This is a genomic window from Pseudodesulfovibrio alkaliphilus (assembly GCF_009729555.1).
Classification (GTDB): Bacteria; Desulfobacterota; Desulfovibrionia; order Desulfovibrionales; family Desulfovibrionaceae; genus Pseudodesulfovibrio; species Pseudodesulfovibrio alkaliphilus.
The window spans coordinates 43589-64017 of sequence record NZ_WODC01000002.1; the positions used below are offsets into that span (position 1 = coordinate 43589).

14 protein-coding genes are annotated in these 20429 nt (G+C 59.9%); 5 read left to right on the top strand and 9 right to left on the bottom strand.

Annotated features, from left to right (window positions below; translation table 11 throughout):
• Positions 1–3 precede the first annotated feature (3 nt).
• Both GKC30_RS03915 and fliD read left to right on the top strand, forming a co-directional pair.
• On the top strand, positions 4–1197 hold the full coding sequence (locus tag GKC30_RS03915; RefSeq protein ID WP_155932432.1) for a flagellin N-terminal helical domain-containing protein: 1194 nt from the start codon (positions 4–6) through the stop codon (positions 1195–1197).
• Between the two features lie 15 nt (positions 1198–1212).
• The gene (fliD, locus tag GKC30_RS03920; RefSeq protein ID WP_155932433.1) at positions 1213–2928 is read left to right on the top strand and encodes a flagellar filament capping protein FliD; all 1716 of its coding nucleotides are present in this window, start codon (positions 1213–1215) and stop codon (positions 2926–2928) included.
• Here fliD and GKC30_RS03925 read toward each other — a convergent pair.
• Both GKC30_RS03925 and GKC30_RS03930 read right to left on the bottom strand, forming a co-directional pair.
• Positions 2918–4336, bottom strand: coding sequence for an ATP-binding protein (locus GKC30_RS03925; RefSeq protein ID WP_155932434.1), 1419 nt, complete (start codon positions 4334–4336; stop codon positions 2918–2920). The genes fliD and GKC30_RS03925 overlap by 11 nt on opposite strands.
• The gene (locus tag GKC30_RS03930) at positions 4333–5049 is read right to left on the bottom strand and encodes a response regulator (RefSeq protein WP_155932435.1); all 717 of its coding nucleotides are present in this window, start codon (positions 5047–5049) and stop codon (positions 4333–4335) included. The genes GKC30_RS03925 and GKC30_RS03930 overlap by 4 nt, the downstream gene beginning before the upstream one ends.
• 149 nt (positions 5050–5198) lie before the next feature.
• On the opposite strand from GKC30_RS03930, the gene GKC30_RS03935 reads away from it, so the two are divergent.
• The 3 genes from GKC30_RS03935 to GKC30_RS03945 are packed head-to-tail and all read left to right on the top strand — an operon-like array spanning position 5199 to position 11128.
• Positions 5199–6692: an efflux transporter outer membrane subunit gene (locus GKC30_RS03935; protein WP_155932436.1), complete on the top strand. Its 1494-nt coding sequence runs from the start codon at positions 5199–5201 to the stop codon at positions 6690–6692.
• A 4-nt stretch (positions 6693–6696) separates the two neighbouring features.
• Entirely contained in the window at positions 6697–7950 is a 1254-nt protein-coding gene (locus tag GKC30_RS03940; RefSeq protein WP_155932437.1) for an efflux RND transporter periplasmic adaptor subunit, read from the top strand.
• A complete protein-coding gene (locus GKC30_RS03945) occupies positions 7943–11128 on the top strand; it encodes an efflux RND transporter permease subunit (protein ID WP_155932438.1) in 3186 nt (1061 codons plus the stop codon). The genes GKC30_RS03940 and GKC30_RS03945 overlap by 8 nt, the downstream gene beginning before the upstream one ends.
• A gap of 38 nt (positions 11129–11166) precedes the next feature.
• Here GKC30_RS03945 and GKC30_RS03950 read toward each other — a convergent pair whose 3' ends face one another.
• The 7 genes from GKC30_RS03950 to GKC30_RS03980 all read right to left on the bottom strand — a co-directional run bounded on the left by GKC30_RS03950 (position 11167) and on the right by GKC30_RS03980 (position 20276).
• A complete protein-coding gene (locus GKC30_RS03950; protein ID WP_155932439.1) occupies positions 11167–11859 on the bottom strand; it encodes an ABC transporter ATP-binding protein in 693 nt (230 codons plus the stop codon).
• Positions 11856–12623 (bottom strand): ABC transporter permease, encoded by a 768-nt coding sequence (locus tag GKC30_RS03955; protein ID WP_155932440.1) that lies wholly within the window; start codon positions 12621–12623, stop codon positions 11856–11858. Before GKC30_RS03955 ends, GKC30_RS03950 begins: the two co-directional genes overlap by 4 nt.
• The gene (locus GKC30_RS03960) at positions 12620–13582 is read right to left on the bottom strand and encodes an ABC transporter substrate-binding protein (RefSeq protein WP_155932441.1); all 963 of its coding nucleotides are present in this window, start codon (positions 13580–13582) and stop codon (positions 12620–12622) included. Before GKC30_RS03960 ends, GKC30_RS03955 begins: the two co-directional genes overlap by 4 nt.
• Before the next feature lies 1 nt (position 13583).
• Positions 13584–14621 (bottom strand): class I SAM-dependent methyltransferase, encoded by a 1038-nt coding sequence (locus tag GKC30_RS03965; protein WP_155932442.1) that lies wholly within the window; start codon positions 14619–14621, stop codon positions 13584–13586.
• A gap of 4 nt (positions 14622–14625) precedes the next feature.
• Positions 14626–16707, bottom strand: coding sequence for a TonB-dependent receptor (locus tag GKC30_RS03970; RefSeq protein ID WP_155932443.1), 2082 nt, complete (start codon positions 16705–16707; stop codon positions 14626–14628).
• 123 nt (positions 16708–16830) lie between these two features.
• Complete coding sequence (locus GKC30_RS03975; RefSeq protein ID WP_155932444.1) at positions 16831–17820, bottom strand: helix-turn-helix transcriptional regulator; 990 nt, start codon at positions 17818–17820, stop codon at positions 16831–16833.
• 362 nt (positions 17821–18182) lie between these two features.
• Positions 18183–20276, bottom strand: coding sequence for a molybdopterin-dependent oxidoreductase (locus GKC30_RS03980; protein WP_155932445.1), 2094 nt, complete (start codon positions 20274–20276; stop codon positions 18183–18185).
• Between the last annotated feature and the right edge of the window lie 153 nt (positions 20277–20429).

A 20429-nucleotide genomic window follows, 5' to 3' on the forward strand; every position in this document is an offset into this window, starting at 1 on the left:
GCCATGCGTATCAGCACCTCTCAGATTTTTTCGCAGTCGCTCAACCAGATCAACTCGTCTCTGACCGACGTGGCGAAACTCAACGCCATGAACAGCTCGCAAAAGAAGCTCAACGCCCCGTCGGACAATCCCTTTGGCATGGGCACGGTCATTGAGCTACGCGCTTACGACAAGACGCTCAGCGGGTATCTCGACAACTGCGATGCGGCCTCCTCGGCCCTGAGTCTGGCCGACAGCATCCTGCTTGAGGCCAGCGAAATCATCACCGCCGCCCGGGAACTGGCCGAGCAGGGGGCCACCGAAACCTACACCGCCACTCAACTGGGCATGATGGCCGAAGAGATGGCCGGATACCTGGACAGCCTCATGACCATGGCCAATGCCCAGCTCGGCACAGACTCGGTGTTCGCTGGAAACGCCCTGAACTCGTCGGCCTACAAGACCGGGCTCGGCGTGACCCTGACCAACGACACCCTTTCCAACGCAAGCTTTGTCGCCATTTCAGGCGAGCTGGACTCCCTTTCCGTCAGCGTCCGCCTGGGCTCCGACGGCGTGGTGGGCACTGACGAGCTTGACTACAGCTACTCCACCGATGGGGGTAAGACATGGACCTCGGCCACCCTGGCCGCTGGCGACACGGTCTTTGACCTTGGCCCATGCACAGTGGAGCTGGCGGCGGGTACGGCAGTCACCCAGGCAGACGACGACGGCAACGGCACAGGATTCATTGTCCGTGCGGCCGTGGTGTACACGGGCAGCGACACGGCCATGACCGTGGCCATCTCCGAGAGTTCCAGCGTAGCCATGACCACAGTGGGCAGCGACATCTTCGGCGGGCTCGACGGAAACGGAAACCCCTACGGCGACCCCAACCTCTTCGAGATCGTCGCCGACTGCATCGCCTGCCTGGACAACGGCGACCACGCAGGCGTAGCCGAAAAGGTCGAGGCCCTGCGCCAGGCCCAGGAACACCTCGAAGCAGCCAACGCCAACATCGGGGCCAGGGAAAAACGTATCGAATACACCAGCGAAGCCATCGCCAGGGTGCGCGCCATCACCACCAACGCCATCAGCCAGGTCGAGGACGCTGACGCGGCCCAGATTCTGGTGGAGCTTGAACAGGCGAACTACATCTACCAAGCGGTCCTGAATTCTTCAGCCAGCATCATGCGGATGAGTCTGCTCGACTACGTGTAGGCAGGAGGCAAAGCCATGGGATATGTGTCATCGCTTTCATCGGACGTGACCAGCTACATAAGCTCTACGACCTCGGGCAAGATAAGTTTTACCGGCTTGGGTAACGGCACTGATTTTCAGGAGATCATTGAGGCAACGGTCAATGCGGAAGCCTACCGCAAGGACGCTTACGAGGCGGACAGGGACGAAAAGAAGGCGGCCATCACCCTGCTTGAAGAATTGAAGTCGAACCTCAAGGAACTCAAGCAGACTCTGGAAGACATGGGGGATTTTCTGTCCATGGACGCCACCAGCACCGGAGACCAGGTCAGCGCCTCGGCCAGCGCCGACGCCGACACCGGCACCCATACGGTCATCGTGGACCAGCTGGCCCAGAATGATGTCTGGATATTCACCGACCAGGGCTACGCCTCTTCCGACACGGTGGTCGCCCAGGAGGCCACCACCCTGCAACTGACCTACGCTGGGGAGAGCATCGCCGTCGACATCGCGGCCGGAACCACCCTTGCTGGGTTGATCAACACCATCAACGCCAACGCGGCCCTGGACGGCAAGCTTTCGGCCAGCCTCATCAATGACGGCAGCAGTTATTATTTCGTGCTCAGGGGCGAGGAGTCCGGGGCGGAGAACGCCATCACCGTGGCCGATACAGGCTCTTTGTCGGGTTGGAGCGCCGAGGGGTTCACCAACACCCAGGAGGCCTGCAATGCGCGTCTGAGGGTGGACGGCTTTCCGGTGGGTGCCCAGAGCTGGATCGAGCGCTCAAGCAACACCATCGACGATGTCATCAAGGGCGTGACCCTTGAGCTGATGGAGACAACCGGCGACAGCGGACTGCGCATCTCCGTGCGCCTTGATACCGAGGCTATTGTCGAAAAGGCCGAGGCGCTCGTCGCCTCGGTCAACCAGATCATCTACGATATGCAGGTGCTTACCGGCCGCGCCGGGAGCGACGACGAGGACAGCGAAACTCTCACTGTGAGGAATTCCGCCACGAACCTCATGTACTCCCAGTTCAAGAGCGTTCTCTCCTCCAGCGGGATCGGCTTCGCCCGCTACGATTCGCAAGCGGGGGGGGATCTCTTCAACGCCCTTTCCCAGGTGGGTATTTCCACCAACACTGACGAGGGTTCAGACTCTTTCGGCCAGTTGATTCTGGACACCGATGCGCTGGAGGAAGCGCTGGCAAAGAACTCCGAAGCAGTGGCGCTTCTCTTCTCGACCAGCGGTTCGGCCACTTCCGACAGCAACGATTTTTCCGTGGATTCGATAGTCGGAGCCCTGACCCCTGCCGGAGAGCACACAGTGGAATACACCGTGGAAAACGGCGTTCTGGTTTCGGCCTTCATCAACGGCGAGGCGGCAGCCATTGAAGGGGACTGGAACATCCTTGGCATCGCTTCCTCCTCGCGGGGACTGAGCATCTCCATTCTCAACCAGGAGGAGGGGACCCACACCGGCACAGCCAGGGTCAGGCAGGGCAAGATTGATGAACTGATCGATACCATCACCGCCATGACCAATTCCGAAGACGGTACTTTGACGATACTCATCGACAACTACGAACAGAGCGTGTCCAGTCTCAACAACCAGATATACAACGAGGAAAAGAGGTTGGATCAGCTTGAATCCTCATTGACGCGCAAGTATGCGGCTCTTGATGCGAAGCTGATCGAATACTCGGCCCTGTCGAATACGCTGGAATCCCTGCTCGCCTCACTCAGCTCGTAATGTCGCGTCCGTCCGGTTTCTGCGAAAGGGTCACGGTGACGATCAGGCAGCTTTCCCCGTCGGGCAGGGTGCCGTTGATCGCCTCGATGCAGCCCTCGTGCAGGGCTGCTATGCGCTGGGCCGTGGCCAACCCCAGTCCGGTGCCGGACTCCTCGCTCCTGTTCAGCCGGTGAAAGGGAATGAACATGGCCGACAGCTCCTCCTCTGTCAGCGGCGGGTGGCTGTTGGCCACGCGCATTACCAATGCACGAGCCTCCTGGCGCAAGGAGACCGCGACCTTCCCGCCTTGTCCGGCATACTTGATGGCATTTCCGAGGACGTTGTCCACGAGGCTGCGAATGTACATTCCCTGGCATGCCAGGGGGGGGACCGCAGCCAGATCCGCGCTGAGCCGAAGGTTTCGGCTGGCGGCCATGGGGCCGTAATTGTCGATCAGCTCGGCGATCAGCCCGGCCAGGTCCACGCTGTCGGTGCGCGGTGGCGGTTCGCGCATGTCGAGCTTGGAGAGGGCGAGCATCTTGCCGATGAGGTTGTCCATGTGCTCGATCTCGTCGCGCATGCCGGCCAGCAGCGTGGCGTTGCCGTCCGTGCGGCCCTGTTCGTTGCGCTCCAGAAGCATCTGCAGCGAGATGCGCAGTCTGGCCAGCGGACTGCGCAGCTCATGGGAGAGGTGGGCCGTCAGCTCCTTGCCGCTGGAGACCATTTTTTCCAGACTCCCGGCCATGCGGTTGAACTTGCGCGCCAGCACGGCCACCTCGTCGTGCCCCTTTTCGTCAACCCGGCGCGAGAAATCGCCCTGGCCCAGGCGTTCGACGGTTTCGGCCAGCTTGAGGATGGGCCGGGTGATGCGCCGCGACACCGGGATGATGAAGACCGCGCTCAGGCAGGTGAGCAGGACGAGCCCCTTGAGAAACCACTCCTGCTCGCGGGGCGGATGTTTGGCGTGAAGTATGTGGGCGGTCATGGCGGTACCGTCCTTCAGGGTGATGGCAGAGTCGAGGTATATGGAACGGAACCTTCTGTTTCCGACCTGGAAGAAGCGCACTCCTTCGGGAAGCTCCACGTTTACGGCGACGAGGTTGTCCGCAATGTCCGGTACCGGGCCGTCGAAGGAGGCGACCACGGTCCGGCCCTGGGCATCGGTCAGCCAAATGTCGCTGCCGAATCCTCGGGCCAGCGTGTCGATCAGCGATGCGCCCTGCTCCCGAAGGGCCTCTGGCGAAGCCGCGTTTTCCGAAAACTCCCGCTCCACGAGCAGACTCACAAGCATGGCCCGCTCGACGGCGTCGCGAAAGAAGGGCGAGTGCATCTTCATGGATAGAATGACCCCGAAGACCACGGCCTCGGCCGCCAGAAGCACAGCCACAAAGGCGAAAAATATCTTGAGGTAGAGTCGCGTTATTCTCACTCGGCCCCCACGAACAGGTAGCCCGTGCCCCATACGGTTCGGATGCGCCGGGCATGGGCGGGATAGGAGCGCAGCAGCGAGCGCAGCTTGCTGATGTGCACATCGATGCTTCGGTCATAGGCGGAAAAATCCCTGTCCCAGGCCAGAGTCATCAACTCGTCCCGGGTCATGGCCGTGTCCGGGTTCTCCATAAGCACCCGGAGCAGGCGGAACTCGGTGGCTGAAAGTTCCACCTCCGCGCCTTGGGCCAGCAGCACCTGACGGGCGAGGTTGAGGGTCAGGCCGCCCGCCTCAAGCAGGGGGACGGGCCGCTGGGCCGGAACCTGGCCTTCGGCAGCGGGTGCGTCCAGGCGGCGGAGGACCGCCTTGATCCGGGCCAGTAATTCGCGGGGATTGAAGGGCTTTGGCAGGTAGTCGTCGGCGCCCAGCTCCAGGCCCACGATGCGGTCGGTATCCTCGCCCTTGGCTGTGAGCATGATCACAGGCACCCGGGAGTGCCCACGGATGTCGCGCAGCACGTCAAGCCCGTTGCGCCCGGGCATCATCACGTCGAGAATGACAAGTCCCGGCGGGGCGGAGCGGACCACATCCACCGCTCCATCGCCCGAAGGCAGGGTGCGTACTCCAAAGCCGTACCCCTCCAGATATTCGGTCAGAAGCGCACGCAGCTTTTCGTCGTCGTCGATGATGAGAATGTCGCCGTTGTCGTTCATGCTAGCCCCATAGCCTTGGTGGCCTGAACAGGAAAGGGGGATGGTTGTTCTTTTACACACATTTACATTTTTTATCATGGTGGAAAAACTCTGCCAACATTGTGCGCCTAGACAGGGGGGACCCAAAAAATACGACCGGAGACAACCTCTTGCATCACGTTTCATCCATATCCCCATCGACCCAGGCGCATTTGTTCTTCAGCGTGGCGGCATCCCTGGTGGCCGCGCTCCTGGTGGCTGGGTGCACACCGTTTCAGCCCGATCCGCGTGACGGCATGGAGTTATCGCTTCCGCCTGCCTACACCCTGTACTCCGAAGAACCCAGGGCCACGGATCGATGGTGGCGGGAGTTTGGCAGCGAGGAGCTTGACGCACTGGTGGAAGAGGGACTGTCCGCAAACCTCGACATTGGCGCGGCCTGGGGGCGGCTGCGTCAGGCGCGGGCCTCGGCGGTGCAGTCAGGGGCGGATGCCTATCCCGTTCTGACAGGCGCGGCGGACTACGCCCACACGAGAAGCAGTGGGAACGCCAGGAGCGAGACCACCAGCGAAACCCACTCCGTCGGCTTGAGTGCCGGATATGAGGTGGATTTCTGGGGCCGTGTGCAGGCCGTGTCCAGGGCTGGAGAACTCGACAGCGCGGCCAGCCGCGAGGATCTGAACACCGTGGCCATGACCGTGGCCGCGGAAATCGTGACCAAATGGGTGCGTATCCAGGCCCAACGGCAGAAGAAACAGATACTGCACTCGCAGATAACCGCCAACCGGACATACCTTGAACTCATCGAGCTTCGGTTCAGAAACTCCCTGGCAACCGCTTTGGATGTGTATCAGCAGCGGGAAAACGTCGAGCGTGTCAAGGCGGAATTGCCTCTTGTCGAATCCGAGGAACAGTTGTTGCTGCACGAGTTGGCCCTGCTGCTTGGCCGACCCGTCGGGACGGTCATGGTGGCGGACGAGCCGCTCCCGGAGCCTGCGTCGCTGCCGGGGCTGGGGCTGCCCGTCGATCTTTTGGCCAACCGGCCCGATATCCGCTCGTCAGGGCTTGCCCTGCAGTCGGCCGACTGGACGGTGGCCGCAGCCCGGGCTGACCGTCTGCCCGCCCTTACCCTTGGCGGTGATGCGGCGTATTCCGGGGCACAGCTTGCCACCCTTTTTAACAATTGGATGTTTTCCTTGGCCGCCTCGGTGGTGGGGCCGATCTTTGACGGCGGTTCCCGTGCCGCCGAGGTCGAGAAGGCTCGCGGCGTGGTGGACGAGCGGCTGGCCGACTACAAGGCTACCGTGCTGACCGCCCTCAAGGAAGTGGAAGATGCTCTGGCCCAGGAAAAGTGGCAGCGGCGGTATATCAAGGCCCGTCAGGCACAGGTCCTGGCCGCCCGCGTCAATCTGAGCGAGGCCCTGTCGCGCTACAGGCAGGGGCTGGACGATTACCTGCCTGTGCTCACCGCGCTTTTCACCGTGCAGGAGCTGGAGGTGTCTGCCGTAGGCGATGCGGCCGATCTGCTGCTTTATCGGGCGGCCCTGCACCGCGCTCTGGGCGGCTCCTGGGTCAATGACCTCGTGCCGTCGGCCCCCGACGGGGAAGAGGATGCCGTGCAATCCGGCGCCGCCCCGAACGACCAACATCAACACAACGGATAGCGCCATGAATGTCGAATTGTCACGAACCAAACAATGGTTCCGCCTCAAGGCGGTTATTCCCGTAGTCATCGTCGTCCTGGCTGTGGCCGCAGCTTTTTCCCTGATAGCCACATCGCCACGCGCCGCCAAGGCGCCGCCCGCCCCGGCCGCCCCGGCCGTGTCTGTCGACGTTTTTGAAAAAAGCTCCCAACAAGTCACGGTTTCCGTGATGGGCACGGTCATGGCCGCTCGCGAGATCAACCTGAAATCCCGTGTGGCGGGGGAGGTCGTGTCCGCGAGCGATGCCTATGTTCCCGGAGGCATGTTCGCCAAAGGCGAGGTAATATTGCGCATTGATGTCAAGGACTATGAACTGACGCTGCGCGAGATCAAGGCCGAAGTGACGGAGGCGGAATACAATCTCAAGGTGGAGCAAGGTTATCAGAATGTTGCCGGGCGCGAGTGGGATCTGCTTCGGGAGTCGTCTGGCGGCACCGAGGAGGAAGCCGAACTCGCGTTGCGCAAGCCGCATCTGGAAAAGGCCGTAGCCGATCTGGAAGCGGCCAGGGCCAAGCTCGATCAGGCACGGCTGGATTTGGAGCGGACTGTGATCACTGCCCCGTTTGCGGCCGTGGTCAAGGACAAATCCGTGGACGCAGGGGCCATGGTCAGCGCCCAGGACGCTCTCGCCACCCTTGTCTGCACCGACGAATTCTGGGTCCAGGCATCGATCCCGGTGGACAGGCTCGGCTGGATAACGCTGCCAAATGGCGACAAGCCGGGCTCTGCGGCCACCATCATCAACGCCGATGGTCGAACGCGGCGGGAGGGGCGTGTCATCCGGCTGCTTCCGGCCCTGGAGGACGAGGGGCGCATGGCCCGCATTCTCATCTCCATTCCTGATCCGCTCAACCTGACTGGGGAGCCGGGCGTTCACCCGCTGCTGCTCGGTTCCTATGTCACTGTGCTGGTGGACGGCGGCAGGGTCGACGGCGGCATCGCCATCCCCAGGTCCGCCTTTAGAGACAACGGGCGGATATGGGTGGTGTCCGAAGACGGTACCTTGGACATCCGCACCGTGATACCGGCCTGGCGCGACACCCAGTCGGTCATTCTGACCCAGGGGCTTGAGGAGGGCGAGCAACTGGTCCTGTCAAGCCTTTCCGCGCCAGTTCAGGGTATGGCGTTGAGTGCTGCCGGTGTTCTTTCTCGCTCGGGTGCTACCGGAGGCACAGAATCCATGAACACGCAATCGGAAGAGGGTGAGGCGCATGAGTAGCCGGAAATTCCGCGACGGCGGGCCTCTGGCCTGGATGGCGGGAAACTCCGTTGCCGCCAATCTGCTCATGATGGTTCTGCTGGCGGGAGGCCTGATTCTCGCCCTGCAGATCAGGCAGGAGGTTTTTCCTGAATTCAGCGAGGATCAGGTCTCCATCTCCGTGTCCTACCCTGGCGCGAGCCCGGAGGAGGTGGAGCAGGGGGTTACTCTGGCCATTGAGCAGGCCGTGCAGGGAATCAACGGCGTCAAGGAAGTTACGTCCACTTCGAGCGAAGGGTCGTCGCAGGTCATCGTCAAGGCGCTTGAGGGGGCGAATCTGCACAGCCTCACTCAGGACGTGAAGAGCGAGGTGGACCGTGTTTCGTCCTTTCCCGCCGAGGCCGAGGACCCGGTCATCGCCGCGTCGTCGCGAAAGCACAGCGTTCTCTCGATCATGGTCTACGGGCATCAGGACCAACTGGTGCTTCGGGAAATGGCCGATCAACTGCGCGATGAACTGATCAGCGACTATCGCATTACCCAGGCCGAGTTGTCGGAGGTCAGCAATCTGCAGATCACGGTGGAGGTGCCCCAGGCCAGGCTGCGGGCGCATGGGCTGACGTTGGGCGATGTGGCCGAAAGGTTGCGCGAGGCATCGGTGGATATGCCCGGCGGAGGGGTCAAGACCGAATCCGGAGAGATTCTTGTCAGGATGAAGGAGCGGCGTGACTACGCACGCGACTTCGCCCAGACCCCGGTGCTTACGGGCAGCGACGGAACGAGGATGTTGCTTGAGGATATCGCCACCGTCACCGAAGGATTCGAAGATACGGATATTATTACCGCATTCAATGGCATGACCGCCGTGCGAGTCGATGTTTACCGGGTGGGGGACCAGACCCCGATCACGGTTTCAGAAGCGGCCCGAGAGCGGCTTGAAGCGTTTCGTCAGACCCTGCCCCGAGGGGTTTCCGTGGCCGTGCTCGACGACAATTCCGAGGTCTTTAGTCAGCGCATGGATCTTCTTTTGAATAACGGCTACCTGGGGCTGGCCCTGGTCTTCGTTCTCCTTGCCCTGTTTCTTGAGCCCAGGCTTGCCTTCTGGGTGGCCATGGGTATTCCCATCTCTTTCCTCGGTTCGTTCCTCATTCTCTCCACCCTCGGCGTCAGCGTGAACATGATCAGCATGTTCGCCTTTCTCATCGCCCTTGGTATCGTGGTGGACGACGCCATTGTGGTCGGGGAGAACGTCCATACCATGCGTCAGCAGGGCATGCCCCCGCTCAAGGCCGCCATCGAGGGAGTCAGAGGCATCGCCATGCCCGTGATCTTCAGCGTGCTGACCAACATTGTGGCTTTCATGCCCCTGCTCTTTATCCCCGGAACCATGGGCAAGATCATGTACTGCATCCCGGTGGTGGTTATCGCGGTGTTCGCGGTTTCGCTCATTGAGAGCCTGTTCATACTGCCAGCCCACCTGGGGCATATGGGAACAGGGCGACACTCGCGACCCATGGCCTGGGTGGCCATGCGGCAGCAACGCATCAGCGCCGGACTGCTCTCCTTCATCCAGAAGGTCTACCGCCCTCTGCTGGATTGGTGTGTGACCTGGCGTTACGCGACCATTGCTTCCGGAGCCGCCCTGTTGCTGTTGTGCGGAGCCTATGTGGCCAGCGGTCGTATCGGGGTGACGCTGATGCCCAAGGCCGATTCGGACTATGCCCATGTTACGGCCGAGCTGCCTTACGGCGCGGCCGTGGATAGCTCTGTGGCCGTGCGTGACAGGCTTTTGCAAGCTGCGGACAAGGTCATCGCCGAAAATGGCGGGGAGGCGCTGGCCAGGGGGAGTTTCTCCAAAATCGGCGGCGAGGGGCGCGATTTCTCAGGCAGCCATGTGGTCAAGGCGCAGATATACCTGACCGGAGCTGACGAGCGGCCCATCACCACCGACGAATTCGTGAACAGATGGCGCAAGGAGAGCGGGATGATCCCCGGCCTGCAGTCCATCACCTTCGAGTCGGACCGCGGCGGCCCTGGGGCAGGCAGTTCTCTTGAACTGCAACTGAGTCATAGCGATGTGACCACTCTTGAGGCCGCAGCCGACCAACTGGCCGAGGCCCTGAGCTACTTTCCCAACGCCAAGGACATTGATTCCGGGTATTCGCCCGGCAAGCAGCAGCTCGACTTCACCATCAGGCCAGAGGGGCAGAGCCTGGGGTTGACCGCTCAGGAGGTTGCCTCCCAGGTGCGGGCCGCCTATTACGGCACCGAGGTGCTCCGGCAACAGCGGGGGCGCAACGAGATCAAGGTGGTGGTACGCAGACCCGAGGCCGAGAGGGTCTCCGAGTTCGATCTGGAGGAGTTCATGGTCCGTACGCCGGGCGGGACCGAAGTGCCCCTTCGCGAGGTGGTCGACATCAAGCGAGGCCGTGCCTATACCTCCATCAAGCACGTCAACGGCCGTCGGGCGCTGACCGTTTCGGCGGACATCACTCCGCGGGAGGACAGCAACAAGGTCCTGGCGGAAATCCTGGCCGAGACCATGCCTGCGCTCAAGGCGGCCTACCCCGGACTGACTTACGCCCTGGACGGACACCAGCAGGACATGAGCGAGGGGACGGCGAGCCTCATGTCCGGCCTGATGCTGGCCATGCTCGCCGTCTATGCCCTGCTTGCCATCCCCTTCAAGAGCTACACCCAGCCGGTGGTCATCATGATCTGCATCCCCTTTGGCGCGGTGGGTGCCATCCTCGGTCACATGCTCATGGGATGCCCCATCAGCCTGAACAGCCTTCTTGGCATCGTCGCCCTCTCGGGGGTGGTGGTCAACGACTCCCTGGTGCTTATCAGTCATGCCAACGATCAACGCCGTCAGGGCCGCTGCGCTCATGATGCCGTGCTTGACGCCGGAACCTCCCGCTTCAGGCCCGTCATGTTGACCACCCTTACCACCTTTGGCGGCCTGGCCCCCATGATTCTGGAAACCTCCTCGCAGGCATCGTTTCTTGTTCCCATGGCCATTTCACTCGGTTTTGGTATTGTCTTCGCCACCGTGATCACCCTGGTGCTGGTGCCGTCTCTCTACATGATTATCGAAGACTTTCATGATGCCGCCCGTCGCCTGTGGCGCCGAGCCGTTTCTCCGAAGGAAGACGCGGCGTCCGGCACAGGCGCTGTTTCGCTCACCATCAAACAGTAAGTTTTTCATTATGTGGCATTCTCCCAGGCACCGATATCTCACCAGTCGTATGTTGATAATGGCAAGTCCTCGCCTCGTAGACGCTGCCGGGGTTGTGTGCTGTTTGTCCTGATCTGCCGATCTTGCCCCTGTTGTTCCAGGTGGACGGTGCGGTGTGTCCGGCCCAGAAGTTCCGACGGATCGTGAGTCACATGGATGACTGCGGTCGAGGTGTTCTCAAGGCCGGCCTCCAGCAGTTGGCGCATGTTGTCCTTGAGGGGTTTGTCCAGCCCGGTGAACGGTTCGTCCAGCAGGAGAATGTCCGGCGATATGGCAAAGGCCCGGGCCAGTGCAACCCTCTGGCGCATGCCCCCGGAGAGTTGGTGGGGGTATGCGTTTTCGAATTCGGCCAGTTCCATGCGCTGTAAATAATGCTGTGCGCGCTTCCTGGCTGCGGTCTTGTTCATGCCCTGCGCACAAAGCGGCAGGAGCACGTTGTTCAGGGTCGTATCCCATGGCAGCAGACGTGATTCCTGAAACACGTAGCCGATATGCGTCGAGTTGACGGTGATGTGCCCCATGTCCGGCATTTCCAAACCGGCGATCATGCGCAGGATGGTGGACTTGCCGATGCCGCTGGGGCCGAGCATGCCTATGGCCTCTCCTTGCTTCACGGTCAGGTTGAATCCGGCGATGACCGGGCGGTTGCCGAAACTTTTATGGATGTTTTCAAGAGTGATGATGGTGCTCATGCCCGTTTCCTCTGGATTGCCTTGGTGGCTGGTCGCAGCAGGGCCAGCTCGACCCCGCCGACGATGAGCATGCTGAGCAGGGTCAGGGCGTACAGCTCGGCGGTCTGCAGATTGGATCGGGAAATGGCCAGGGCGTGGCCGATGCCCTCATTGGCCCCGAGCATCTCCGCCAAGACGACGAGCCGGATGCAGTAGCCCGTGGCGAGGACCGTCCCGGAGAGAAACGGCCCGGCAAGGGCCATGGCGTATATGCGTACAAGCCGCATATGCAGAGGGAACTTGTAGACCTTGGCCATCTCCAGCAGATTGCGGTCCACGGCCATCATTCCGTCCGCCACGTTCACATAGACGATGGGGGCCATCATGGTGGCCGTAATGCACACGACCATGGTGGTCCCTACACCGAACCAGAGCATGAAAACCACAACAAGAACCACGCCGGGTATGCTTGTGAGAATCCAGCGGGCAGGGGCCAGCATGAATCTGAAAGGTTCGATGAAGCCCGCCAGGATACCCAGCAGGGCGCCGCTGCCTATGCCAAAAAAAAGAGCCAGGCCGATGCGCTCCAGTGTGGGTTTCAAGTGCAGGTCCAGAAATAGCTTGTTCTCAAAAAGTCCGAAGAGCGCTTCCATGGTTGCGCCCGGGCTTGCCACTACCAGACCGGAAAAATTCCGTGCCAGCATGTCCCAGCCGAAGATCAGGAGTACCACCCCGAAAAGATGAAAGCCCAATGGCGGCAGTTTGCCTATGGAGCGGCCGCTCATTGTGCAACCTCGAACAAGTCCGACCCCGGCAAGGCGCCGCCTATGGCCGCCGGGGATATCTCTCTGATTCTGCACAGGAAGAACATGGCGTCTTCCTGAGCCTTTTCTCCGCTCATGATGCGGAATTCGAAATCGGTTATTTCACCCTGCTGCAACTGTGCGGCCAGGGCCGGGAATTTTCTCTCGACCAACTGCCTGGTTTCTTTTGGATGCTGCCGCACCCACTCACAGGCGAGTGCATAGGCACGGTTGAAAGCACGCATCTGTTCAGTGTCGTCTGCCTTTGGGCCGAAAAACGCGATGCCGCTGGCCACCAGCCTGTGCCCCGGAAAGGAGCTCTCCCAGGCGCGCCGCATGTCGATTCGTTTCACCAGCAGGGGGGCGCCCTCGCTCTGCAGCGCTTTTGCCCTGAGCATCGCTATGGATGCGGTTGGTTCGCTGAGCATGGCGTGATCGCCTTTTCCGACCAGAAGCAGGTTGACCGCTTCCAGCACGCCTCCCGTATGCCGTGTCACGAGGTTGACCTTTTTTTCTCCCAAGATTGCCCTGTAGAACAATTCCGGCATTTCCCCGGGGCCGAATGGAAACAAGAGCGTGCCTTCGAGGTCTTCCAGCCTGTCCGATCCGGGCTGTGTGGAGACGATCCACACCGGGGATTCATGCAGAAGCGTCAGCTTGCACTTGACGCCCTTGCTCTTCAGGGTGCTGGCGGCAGCCGTGGTCACGATGGCCGCGTCCACCTGCTGCCCGGCCACCATGGCCCGAAGCATGTCCGGCGAATTCCAGGGGATGAAGCGGGCCTCGAAGTCCTGCTCCCATGGCTGGTCCTTGCCCTCCATCATCATCAGGGGGATGCTTTCTGTTATGGGTGGCCCGGATATGCGCAGGACAGTCGGCGTTTTCGCCGCTGCCGTGCAGGCAAGGCCAAGGAACAGGAGAGAGAGAAAGGCGGTTTTCATGTCAGCCTCGTTTGCGGGCGATGGTCAGTTCCATGGACCCCATGGGCAACATCAGGGACCGGGTTTCCACCAGCGAGAACCCCGCACCGGGAAGATGGGATGCGATCTCTCCCTGCTCAAAAGAGACATCCTGACCCTCCAGGGCCAGTGAGAGGCGTGAAAGCACCACGCCCGAAGGCTGGGTGCGTTCATTGGTCAGTCCTTCGTGAAAACTGATGAAGACACCGCCCGGATTGAGCGCCTCGTACAGTCGAGCGAACAGGGCATCCAGGTCTCTGGCGTAATACAGAGTGTGGCTGGCCCATATCAGGTCGTAACCATTGCCGAAGTCCACATCGTTGTAATCGCCGTCTATGGTGCTGACGCGGGATTCCAGACCTGCCGCCGCTATCTCTTCGCGGGCCACCTCCAAGACAGAGGGCAGATCGCACAGGACTCCTTCCAGAGAAGAATGCCGCGAAACGGTTGTCATGCACATGATGCCCGGACCGCAGCCGAGGTCCAGCATGCGTTTCATGCTGGGGAATTCCGGGAGCGAGGCCACCAAGGCGGCCACACGATCAGCCATGCCCGCTTTCTGGTAGCTGGCCAGATGTCGCACCGACTGTTTCCACAACTCTTCTTCATGCAGTTGGTCCCGTTTGTTCACCTCGGGAGGCCCCTGGCGGATCAGCTCCGGGATGCGCCCGAGATTGCGATGCTGCATGCGCGAGAGGTTTTGAACCAGCCCGCCCAGATAGGAGGGGCTTTGCTTTCGCAGATAGGATTCCGCAAAGGGGGTGTTGCCATACTGTCCATTTTGCTTTGCAGCAAAGCCCATGGAGACCAGGGCATCGAGAAAATAGGCCAGGTTGGTTGTATCGCTTTTCACGTCCAGGGCCTGGGAGATGGATTCCAGGTCCTGTTTCTGGGCCAGAATATCGGCCATTTCCATTTTCAGCGCAGTATCCAGTACGGCCATGCGTATGGGGCCGATCATCAGTTCGAACACGATGCCCGGATCGGTAAGTTGGTTCGGCGCTTGTTGCGGAAGCATCATTTCCTTAAAATCTCCAGTTGAAGGTCAATCCATACGTTCTGGGTGCTCCGTCTTCCACCATTGCGAGACCTGCGGCGCTATTGACTTTTTTGACTGCGTAGCCCTCGTCGAACAGGTTGTTGCACCACAGGGACCATTCGACATCCTCGCTCTGATAGCCCAGGCGAAGGTTCACGATCCGGTATCCATTGTCCTTGAGTTCGTTGGCGGCATCAAAATATTGCTCTCCGGTGCCTAACAGGTCGGCCAGGGCAAAGAATCCGCTCTGGTGAGTGTAGGCCACCCCGAGGTTGTAGGTGTATTTCGGAGCCCAGGGCAGCTTGTTGCCGCTGTAGTCCACCGCGGTGCCGCCCACCGTGGTTTTCCAGTCATCGACCTTGGAATCCGCATAACCCAGCCCGGCGATTAGTTGGATTTCCGGGATGGGGTTGTACTTGGCTTCCAGTTCGACTCCCTGCGTGTGCGCTTCTGCCGCGTTGGTGAATTTCCATGCGCCCGTGCCTGCGCCGGGTACTTCTTCCCGCACCTGCTTGTCTGAAGTGTTAATATAAAAGACCGTTGCATTGAGGAGCAGAGTGTTATCGATCCAGTTGGTCTTGATGCCTGCCTCGTAGTTGGTGGAACGCTCGGCTTTGTAGGCAAAGGAGTCTTCGCTTGTGGCGGAGAAGAAATTGAAACCTCCTGCCAGAAATCCCTGGGAATATGTGGTGTACCCAGTGACATGGGAGGTGAAGTCGTATGACAGCGAGGCCATGGGCAGCCATTGCGTATCATTCACGTTTCCTTTGTAGGACACCGGGCCGGTGTTGGGCGTATAGGTCTGTTTGCCGCTGTTTTCGGAGACATCCAGCCGCAGGCCGCCCGTAAGCCGCAGGCCGCTGACTATTTCATAGGTCGTCTGACCAAAACCAGCATACCCGAAGTCTTTGCTGTCCCCTTTGCGTGTGGAAGCCAGAAGCGGGTTGACGTGGGTGAAGTCTATGCCCGCATCAATTGTCTCATAGCGCCCATAAGCTCCGAGCAACCACGACAATGCGTCCATGTCCTTTGATGCCAGCCGGAATTCCTGGCTCCAGCTCTCCATGTCCACGTCCAGCTCGGAGTAACCCAAGGCCACGGAAGTCCTGTCGTTGTCAAAGAGGTGGTCCCGATCAAAGGTCCGGTGGCTTGTTATGGAGGTCAACTCCATGGACTGCCAGCTATGCTTGACCCGTGCGGACTGCCCCAGTTCCGTTTCGTAGGCCCTGTCCGCTTCATTGACGCTGACCTCGTGTCGGCCAGTCTTGTTGGGGCCTTCGTCGTAGCGCAGGGCGCTGATGCCGAGGTTGCGCTTTGCGCCGTCAAGGTTCAGGGAGACTTCCAGGTCGCTGTTGGGTGTCCAGCGCAGAGTGCCGCGGCCGGTCAGAGACTTTTCCCCGGCGACATCGTCGTCGTTCGTATAGGTGTTTTCGTAGTATCCGTAGGTGGTATAGCCTTGGAGAGAAAGGCCATAAAAGAGCGTGTCCTCAACGATGGGTCCGCTAAAGCTGCTGCCCAGGCGGACCGTATGAAAGTTGCTTGCCTCAAAAAGCACTTTATTGCGATGTTCGTTGTCCGGCTCCTTGATCACGATGTTGATCACCCCGGACTCGCTGTTGCGGCCATAGAGTGTCCCCTGGGGGCCGCGCAGAATCTCGACTCGCTCAAGGTCGAAAAGATCCTGGTTGACCATGTAGCCAAGAGGGTAGGCCACATCATCAATGTACAGGCCCATGGGGCTGAACAGCGACGTATCAATGGTGGAGATGCCGCGGCAAACGATGGAACCTCCCGAACTGGTGTCCTTGACGTAGATGTTCGGCGCGAAGCGGACCAGGTCTCCCAGCTTGTTGACTCCGCGAGTCTCCATGAACATCTCGTCCATCACAGTGATGTTTCCGGGAAAGTCTTTGACCGACCCTTCACGCTTTGTGGCAGTGACGGTAACCGCTTCAAGGGTGATCTCCTCGCGATTATCGTTTTGGGGATTCCCCTCAGTTGCAAGCGCTTGGGTCGTTAAAATGAGAGTGAGTGACAACAGGATGCCGATTGGTTTGAGCAAGTGCATGGTGTTCCCGCCTGTGCATTTTAATGTAAGTCGGTGAAGTGAGTTTGATTTTCACATTCAATACACAGACGGAGTAGAGGCGACTATTCCGGGCCGGGCAAAAAATGCCTGTGGCGGGACTTTTTACTTTGAATGTCGCAGGTGGCGTTGGCTGGTCAGGAACGCCTTGGGCAGAATTCCGAATCGTTCCCTGAAGGCGTGACTGAAGTGGCTCAAGCTTTGGTAGCCAACCGCATATGCTGTTTCCGTGACATTGGCATTGCCCTGTTGCAGGAACTCGTGAGCCTTTTGCATCCTGTATTCCCGGAAGTAGCCGAAGATAGATGTCTCAAAGACCTGCCTGAACCCGATCTTGAGTTTTTTTTCATTCACACCGACCAGTGCTGCCAGTTCGGGAATGTTCGGCGGGTTTTCAAGGTCGCTGACCAGAATATCCCGGGCGTGGCGAATGCGTTCCACATCCGACGGGCAGAGCGCCAGTTTCGCGGGGCATTGGCAGGTGTGGGCCTTGATGTAGTCGTTGATTTGTATTGCGAGCAGTTCCAACACCTTGCTCTCGAGGAATAATTTGCGAAGGCCATCCCTGTAGGGGCAATGCAGGATCTGGCCCAGCAGGGCGTTCTTGGCGGGGTGACATGCTCCGAACCACGCCAAGGGCGTACCTTTACCGCCTTCCAAGACCCTTAAGAATTTATCAGGAAGGCGCCCCAGTTCGTCTGCCAAATAGTCGTACAAAAACTCTGGCGAAGCCGTAATGCCTATGGTGCAGGCTGGGTTGAAGGGGGGTTGCTTGATTGTTCCTTTTGTTTTCGGCAGATGAAAGATTGCGTTGGAACCTTGGTGCATCTCATGAGCTGAGTTGCGCAGGCTGCCGCCGGAATAGGCGCATCTGCTTTTTCCTGCATACGTAAAGCCGAATTGTATGGGGGCATCGTCTATATCAAACGATGCCTGGAGCGGGCTTTTGGGAGCAGGGGTGGATATTGCCAGTGTCAGACCTGGGCGTAACAAGCATGATTGGATGAATTGGGAGCCCGATATGCCTGTTTTGGCGGAAACTTTCAAAACTTGAAGATCTTGTGTCGGGGCTTGAGTTCGGCGCACGTTCTTCATGATATGGCTCCGTCGGACTGTGAATTAGAGTCCGCTTACTCATATAGTTGTTAGAAAATGAAAGTCAATATCATTGTTAAAGTCTAGGTGCGTACTTAGCTTAAGCTCTGAAATGAATCATGTGCGGGAAGAAAAGCTATCTTGGGCCAGGACTTTCGGCCGGGAGGGCGGGGCCGGTCGAGGAAGCGTCGTTCTAGGTCGCTCTTCCCTGCTTCCTTCGTGCGCAAAAGGTCGAGGAGCTTGGCTGACCATACAGTCTGTTCGGAAAAGTGAGCAGGGGCATTCCCTTCTTTCCGACAAGTGAAAGTGGCCGACATCGGGGGGATGTCGGCCACTTTCGTCTTGGGGTGTGGGGATGGAGTTTATTGTGCCTTGGCGACTTGCACGAAGTGTTCCTGCATGGAGATCGCGCCGCCGGACTTGTCGTAGCGTCTGATGCCTTTGGGCATGAGCAGATTGTCGGCCGCGCCCTTGCCCAGAGCGCGGGATTCGCAGGGCAGGGTGTGTCCGAATCCATGGATCATGAACACCGCCTCGGGGTGGATGAAGTCGGTGACAAAGGCCCGGATTTTAGACGAGTAGCCGTTGTTGCTCACGGTGACGTGGTCGTCGGTGGCGATACCCAGGGCCTTGGCCTTGTCGGTGTGAATCCACAGGGTGTTCTCCGGCATGCGCTCGAAGAGCAGGGCGTTGTTGACCGTGTGCCCCTGCGTGTGCAGGGCGCAGCGGCCAAAGGTGATGCGGAAGCGGTCAGCGGGCGGCCGCTGGGGCGAGACGTAGGGCAGGAGCGAGGGCATGCCGTCTCCCTCGAGCTTGGCGTCGATGATCTGGATCTTGCCGGACGGGGTCTTGAAGGTCCCTTCCTTGACGGGCTTGAGCAGAGGCTCCTTGGCCAGAGAGACGATGCCGGTCTTGTCGAAGTCCTCTATGCTCACGCCAGTGCCGTCAAGCTGGAATTTCCAGATGTCCTCGATGTTGTCGTAGTCGAGTGCCTCAAGGCCCATGCGTTTGGCCAGCCCTGCGTAGATCTCCCAGATGGCCTTGGTGTCGTAAATCGGTGCGATGGCCCGCTTGCGGATGATGAAGCTCGGCTTGGCGCCATTTTTGGTCATGATGGTGTCCTCGCGCTCCAGATAGGGCGAGATGGGCAGCACCACGTCGGCGTACCAGGCCGTGTCGGACCAGGAGAAGGTCACGGCCACCAGCAGGTCGAGGTTCTTCCACATGGAGACCACGTCGTCCTTGTCCGGGAAGGCCATGAGCGGGTCGTGCCGATGAGCTATGTATGCCTTTATGGGATAGGGCTCGCCAGTGGCGATGGCGTCGTAGGCAAGGTTCACCAGCCCAGGTCCCTGATCGAAGTGCTTGCGTCCTTCCATCCATCCCACTCCGTCGACGCGCTTGCCTTCGGGCTTGGGGTAGAGGTCCATGAAGCTCTTGAGTCCCTTGGCTCCGACATCGCCGGGCTTGACCATGAGCGGCATTCCGCCTTTGGCCCCGATGCTTCCGAGCATGGCGTTGATGATGTAGATGGTCCGGGTCATGTAGAAGGAGTCGCTGTAGCGGGCCGTCATCCAGCCGGGATGCCAGATGACCGAGGGCGCGGCCTCGGCGAGCTGGCGGGCCAGGTCGCGGATCGAGGCGGCGGGGATGCCGGTCTCGTCCTCGGCCCACTCGGGGGTGTATCCGGCCACGAAGTCCTTGAGAACGTCGAAGTCGCTTATCCAGTCGGCCACGAACTGCTTGTCGTAGAGTTCCTCGTCGATGAGGGCGTTGATCACCGCCAGGTTGAAGGCGTAGTCCGTTCCGGGACGGATGAGGAAGAAGTTGTCCGCCTTGGTGGCTGGCACATTGGCCCGGATGTCGATGACCGAGAGCTTGCACCCGGCTTCCATGCCGTTGAGCAGGTTGTTGACCTCGGCCACATTGACGGCCTCGAAGATGTTGCGCTGCTGCAGGACGACATGCTTGGCGTTCTTGAGGTCATAAGCCACATCCTTGCGGCCGAAGCCGAAGACCGAGAGGGCGGCGTTCTGGACGTTGCGGGCGCAGGCCGAGTCGTGGTTGTTGTAGTTGGGCGTACCGATGCCGCGCAGGAAGGCGCGGTAGAAATCGCGAAACGGGCCGCCCCGGTCGGAGAAGAGCACGGATTGCTTGCCGTATTCGGCCTGGATGGCCTTAAGCCTGTCAGCCACATAGTCCAACGCCTCGTCCCAGGACGCCTTGCGCCATTTGCCTTCGCCGCGTTCGCCCACGCGGATCATGGGATGCTGCGGGCGTTCTTTGTCGTAAGTCAGCGCGGTTCCCGCCGCGCCGCGAGGACACAGGGAGCCCTGAATGCCCGGGGCATGGGGGTTGCCCTGAATGTATTCGGCCCTGCCGTCCACCACCTCGACCTGAATGGGGCAGCGCACCGAGCACATACCACATATGCTGTAGACATATTCCTTAACCATGGTATCCTCCTGAGGCACGGAAAGGTGACAATGCTTTCAATAACCCTGCAACCGTATGGCGAAAGCTAGCAACGGTATTCGACTTTGAGCAACACTCTACCCCTATGTGAAACATCGCACAAGCTATTGGCGAAAAATATAATACCACAACGA

Coding starts and splice junctions, on each gene's coding strand:
- GKC30_RS03945 (WP_155932438.1), top strand. CDS start 7,943: ATGAGTAGCCGGAAATTCCGCGACGGCGGGCCTCTGGCCTGGATGGCG.
- GKC30_RS03970 (WP_155932443.1), bottom strand. CDS start 16,707: ATGCACTTGCTCAAACCAATCGGCATCCTGTTGTCACTCACTCTCATT.
- GKC30_RS03955 (WP_155932440.1), bottom strand. CDS start 12,623: ATGAGCGGCCGCTCCATAGGCAAACTGCCGCCATTGGGCTTTCATCTT.
- GKC30_RS03980 (WP_155932445.1), bottom strand. CDS start 20,276: ATGGTTAAGGAATATGTCTACAGCATATGTGGTATGTGCTCGGTGCGC.
- fliD (WP_155932433.1), top strand. CDS start 1,213: ATGGGATATGTGTCATCGCTTTCATCGGACGTGACCAGCTACATAAGC.
- GKC30_RS03915 (WP_155932432.1), top strand. CDS start 4: ATGCGTATCAGCACCTCTCAGATTTTTTCGCAGTCGCTCAACCAGATC.
- GKC30_RS03965 (WP_155932442.1), bottom strand. CDS start 14,621: ATGATGCTTCCGCAACAAGCGCCGAACCAACTTACCGATCCGGGCATC.
- GKC30_RS03960 (WP_155932441.1), bottom strand. CDS start 13,582: ATGAAAACCGCCTTTCTCTCTCTCCTGTTCCTTGGCCTTGCCTGCACG.
- GKC30_RS03950 (WP_155932439.1), bottom strand. CDS start 11,859: ATGAGCACCATCATCACTCTTGAAAACATCCATAAAAGTTTCGGCAAC.
- GKC30_RS03975 (WP_155932444.1), bottom strand. CDS start 17,820: ATGAAGAACGTGCGCCGAACTCAAGCCCCGACACAAGATCTTCAAGTT.
- GKC30_RS03940 (WP_155932437.1), top strand. CDS start 6,697: ATGAATGTCGAATTGTCACGAACCAAACAATGGTTCCGCCTCAAGGCG.
- GKC30_RS03930 (WP_155932435.1), bottom strand. CDS start 5,049: ATGAACGACAACGGCGACATTCTCATCATCGACGACGACGAAAAGCTG.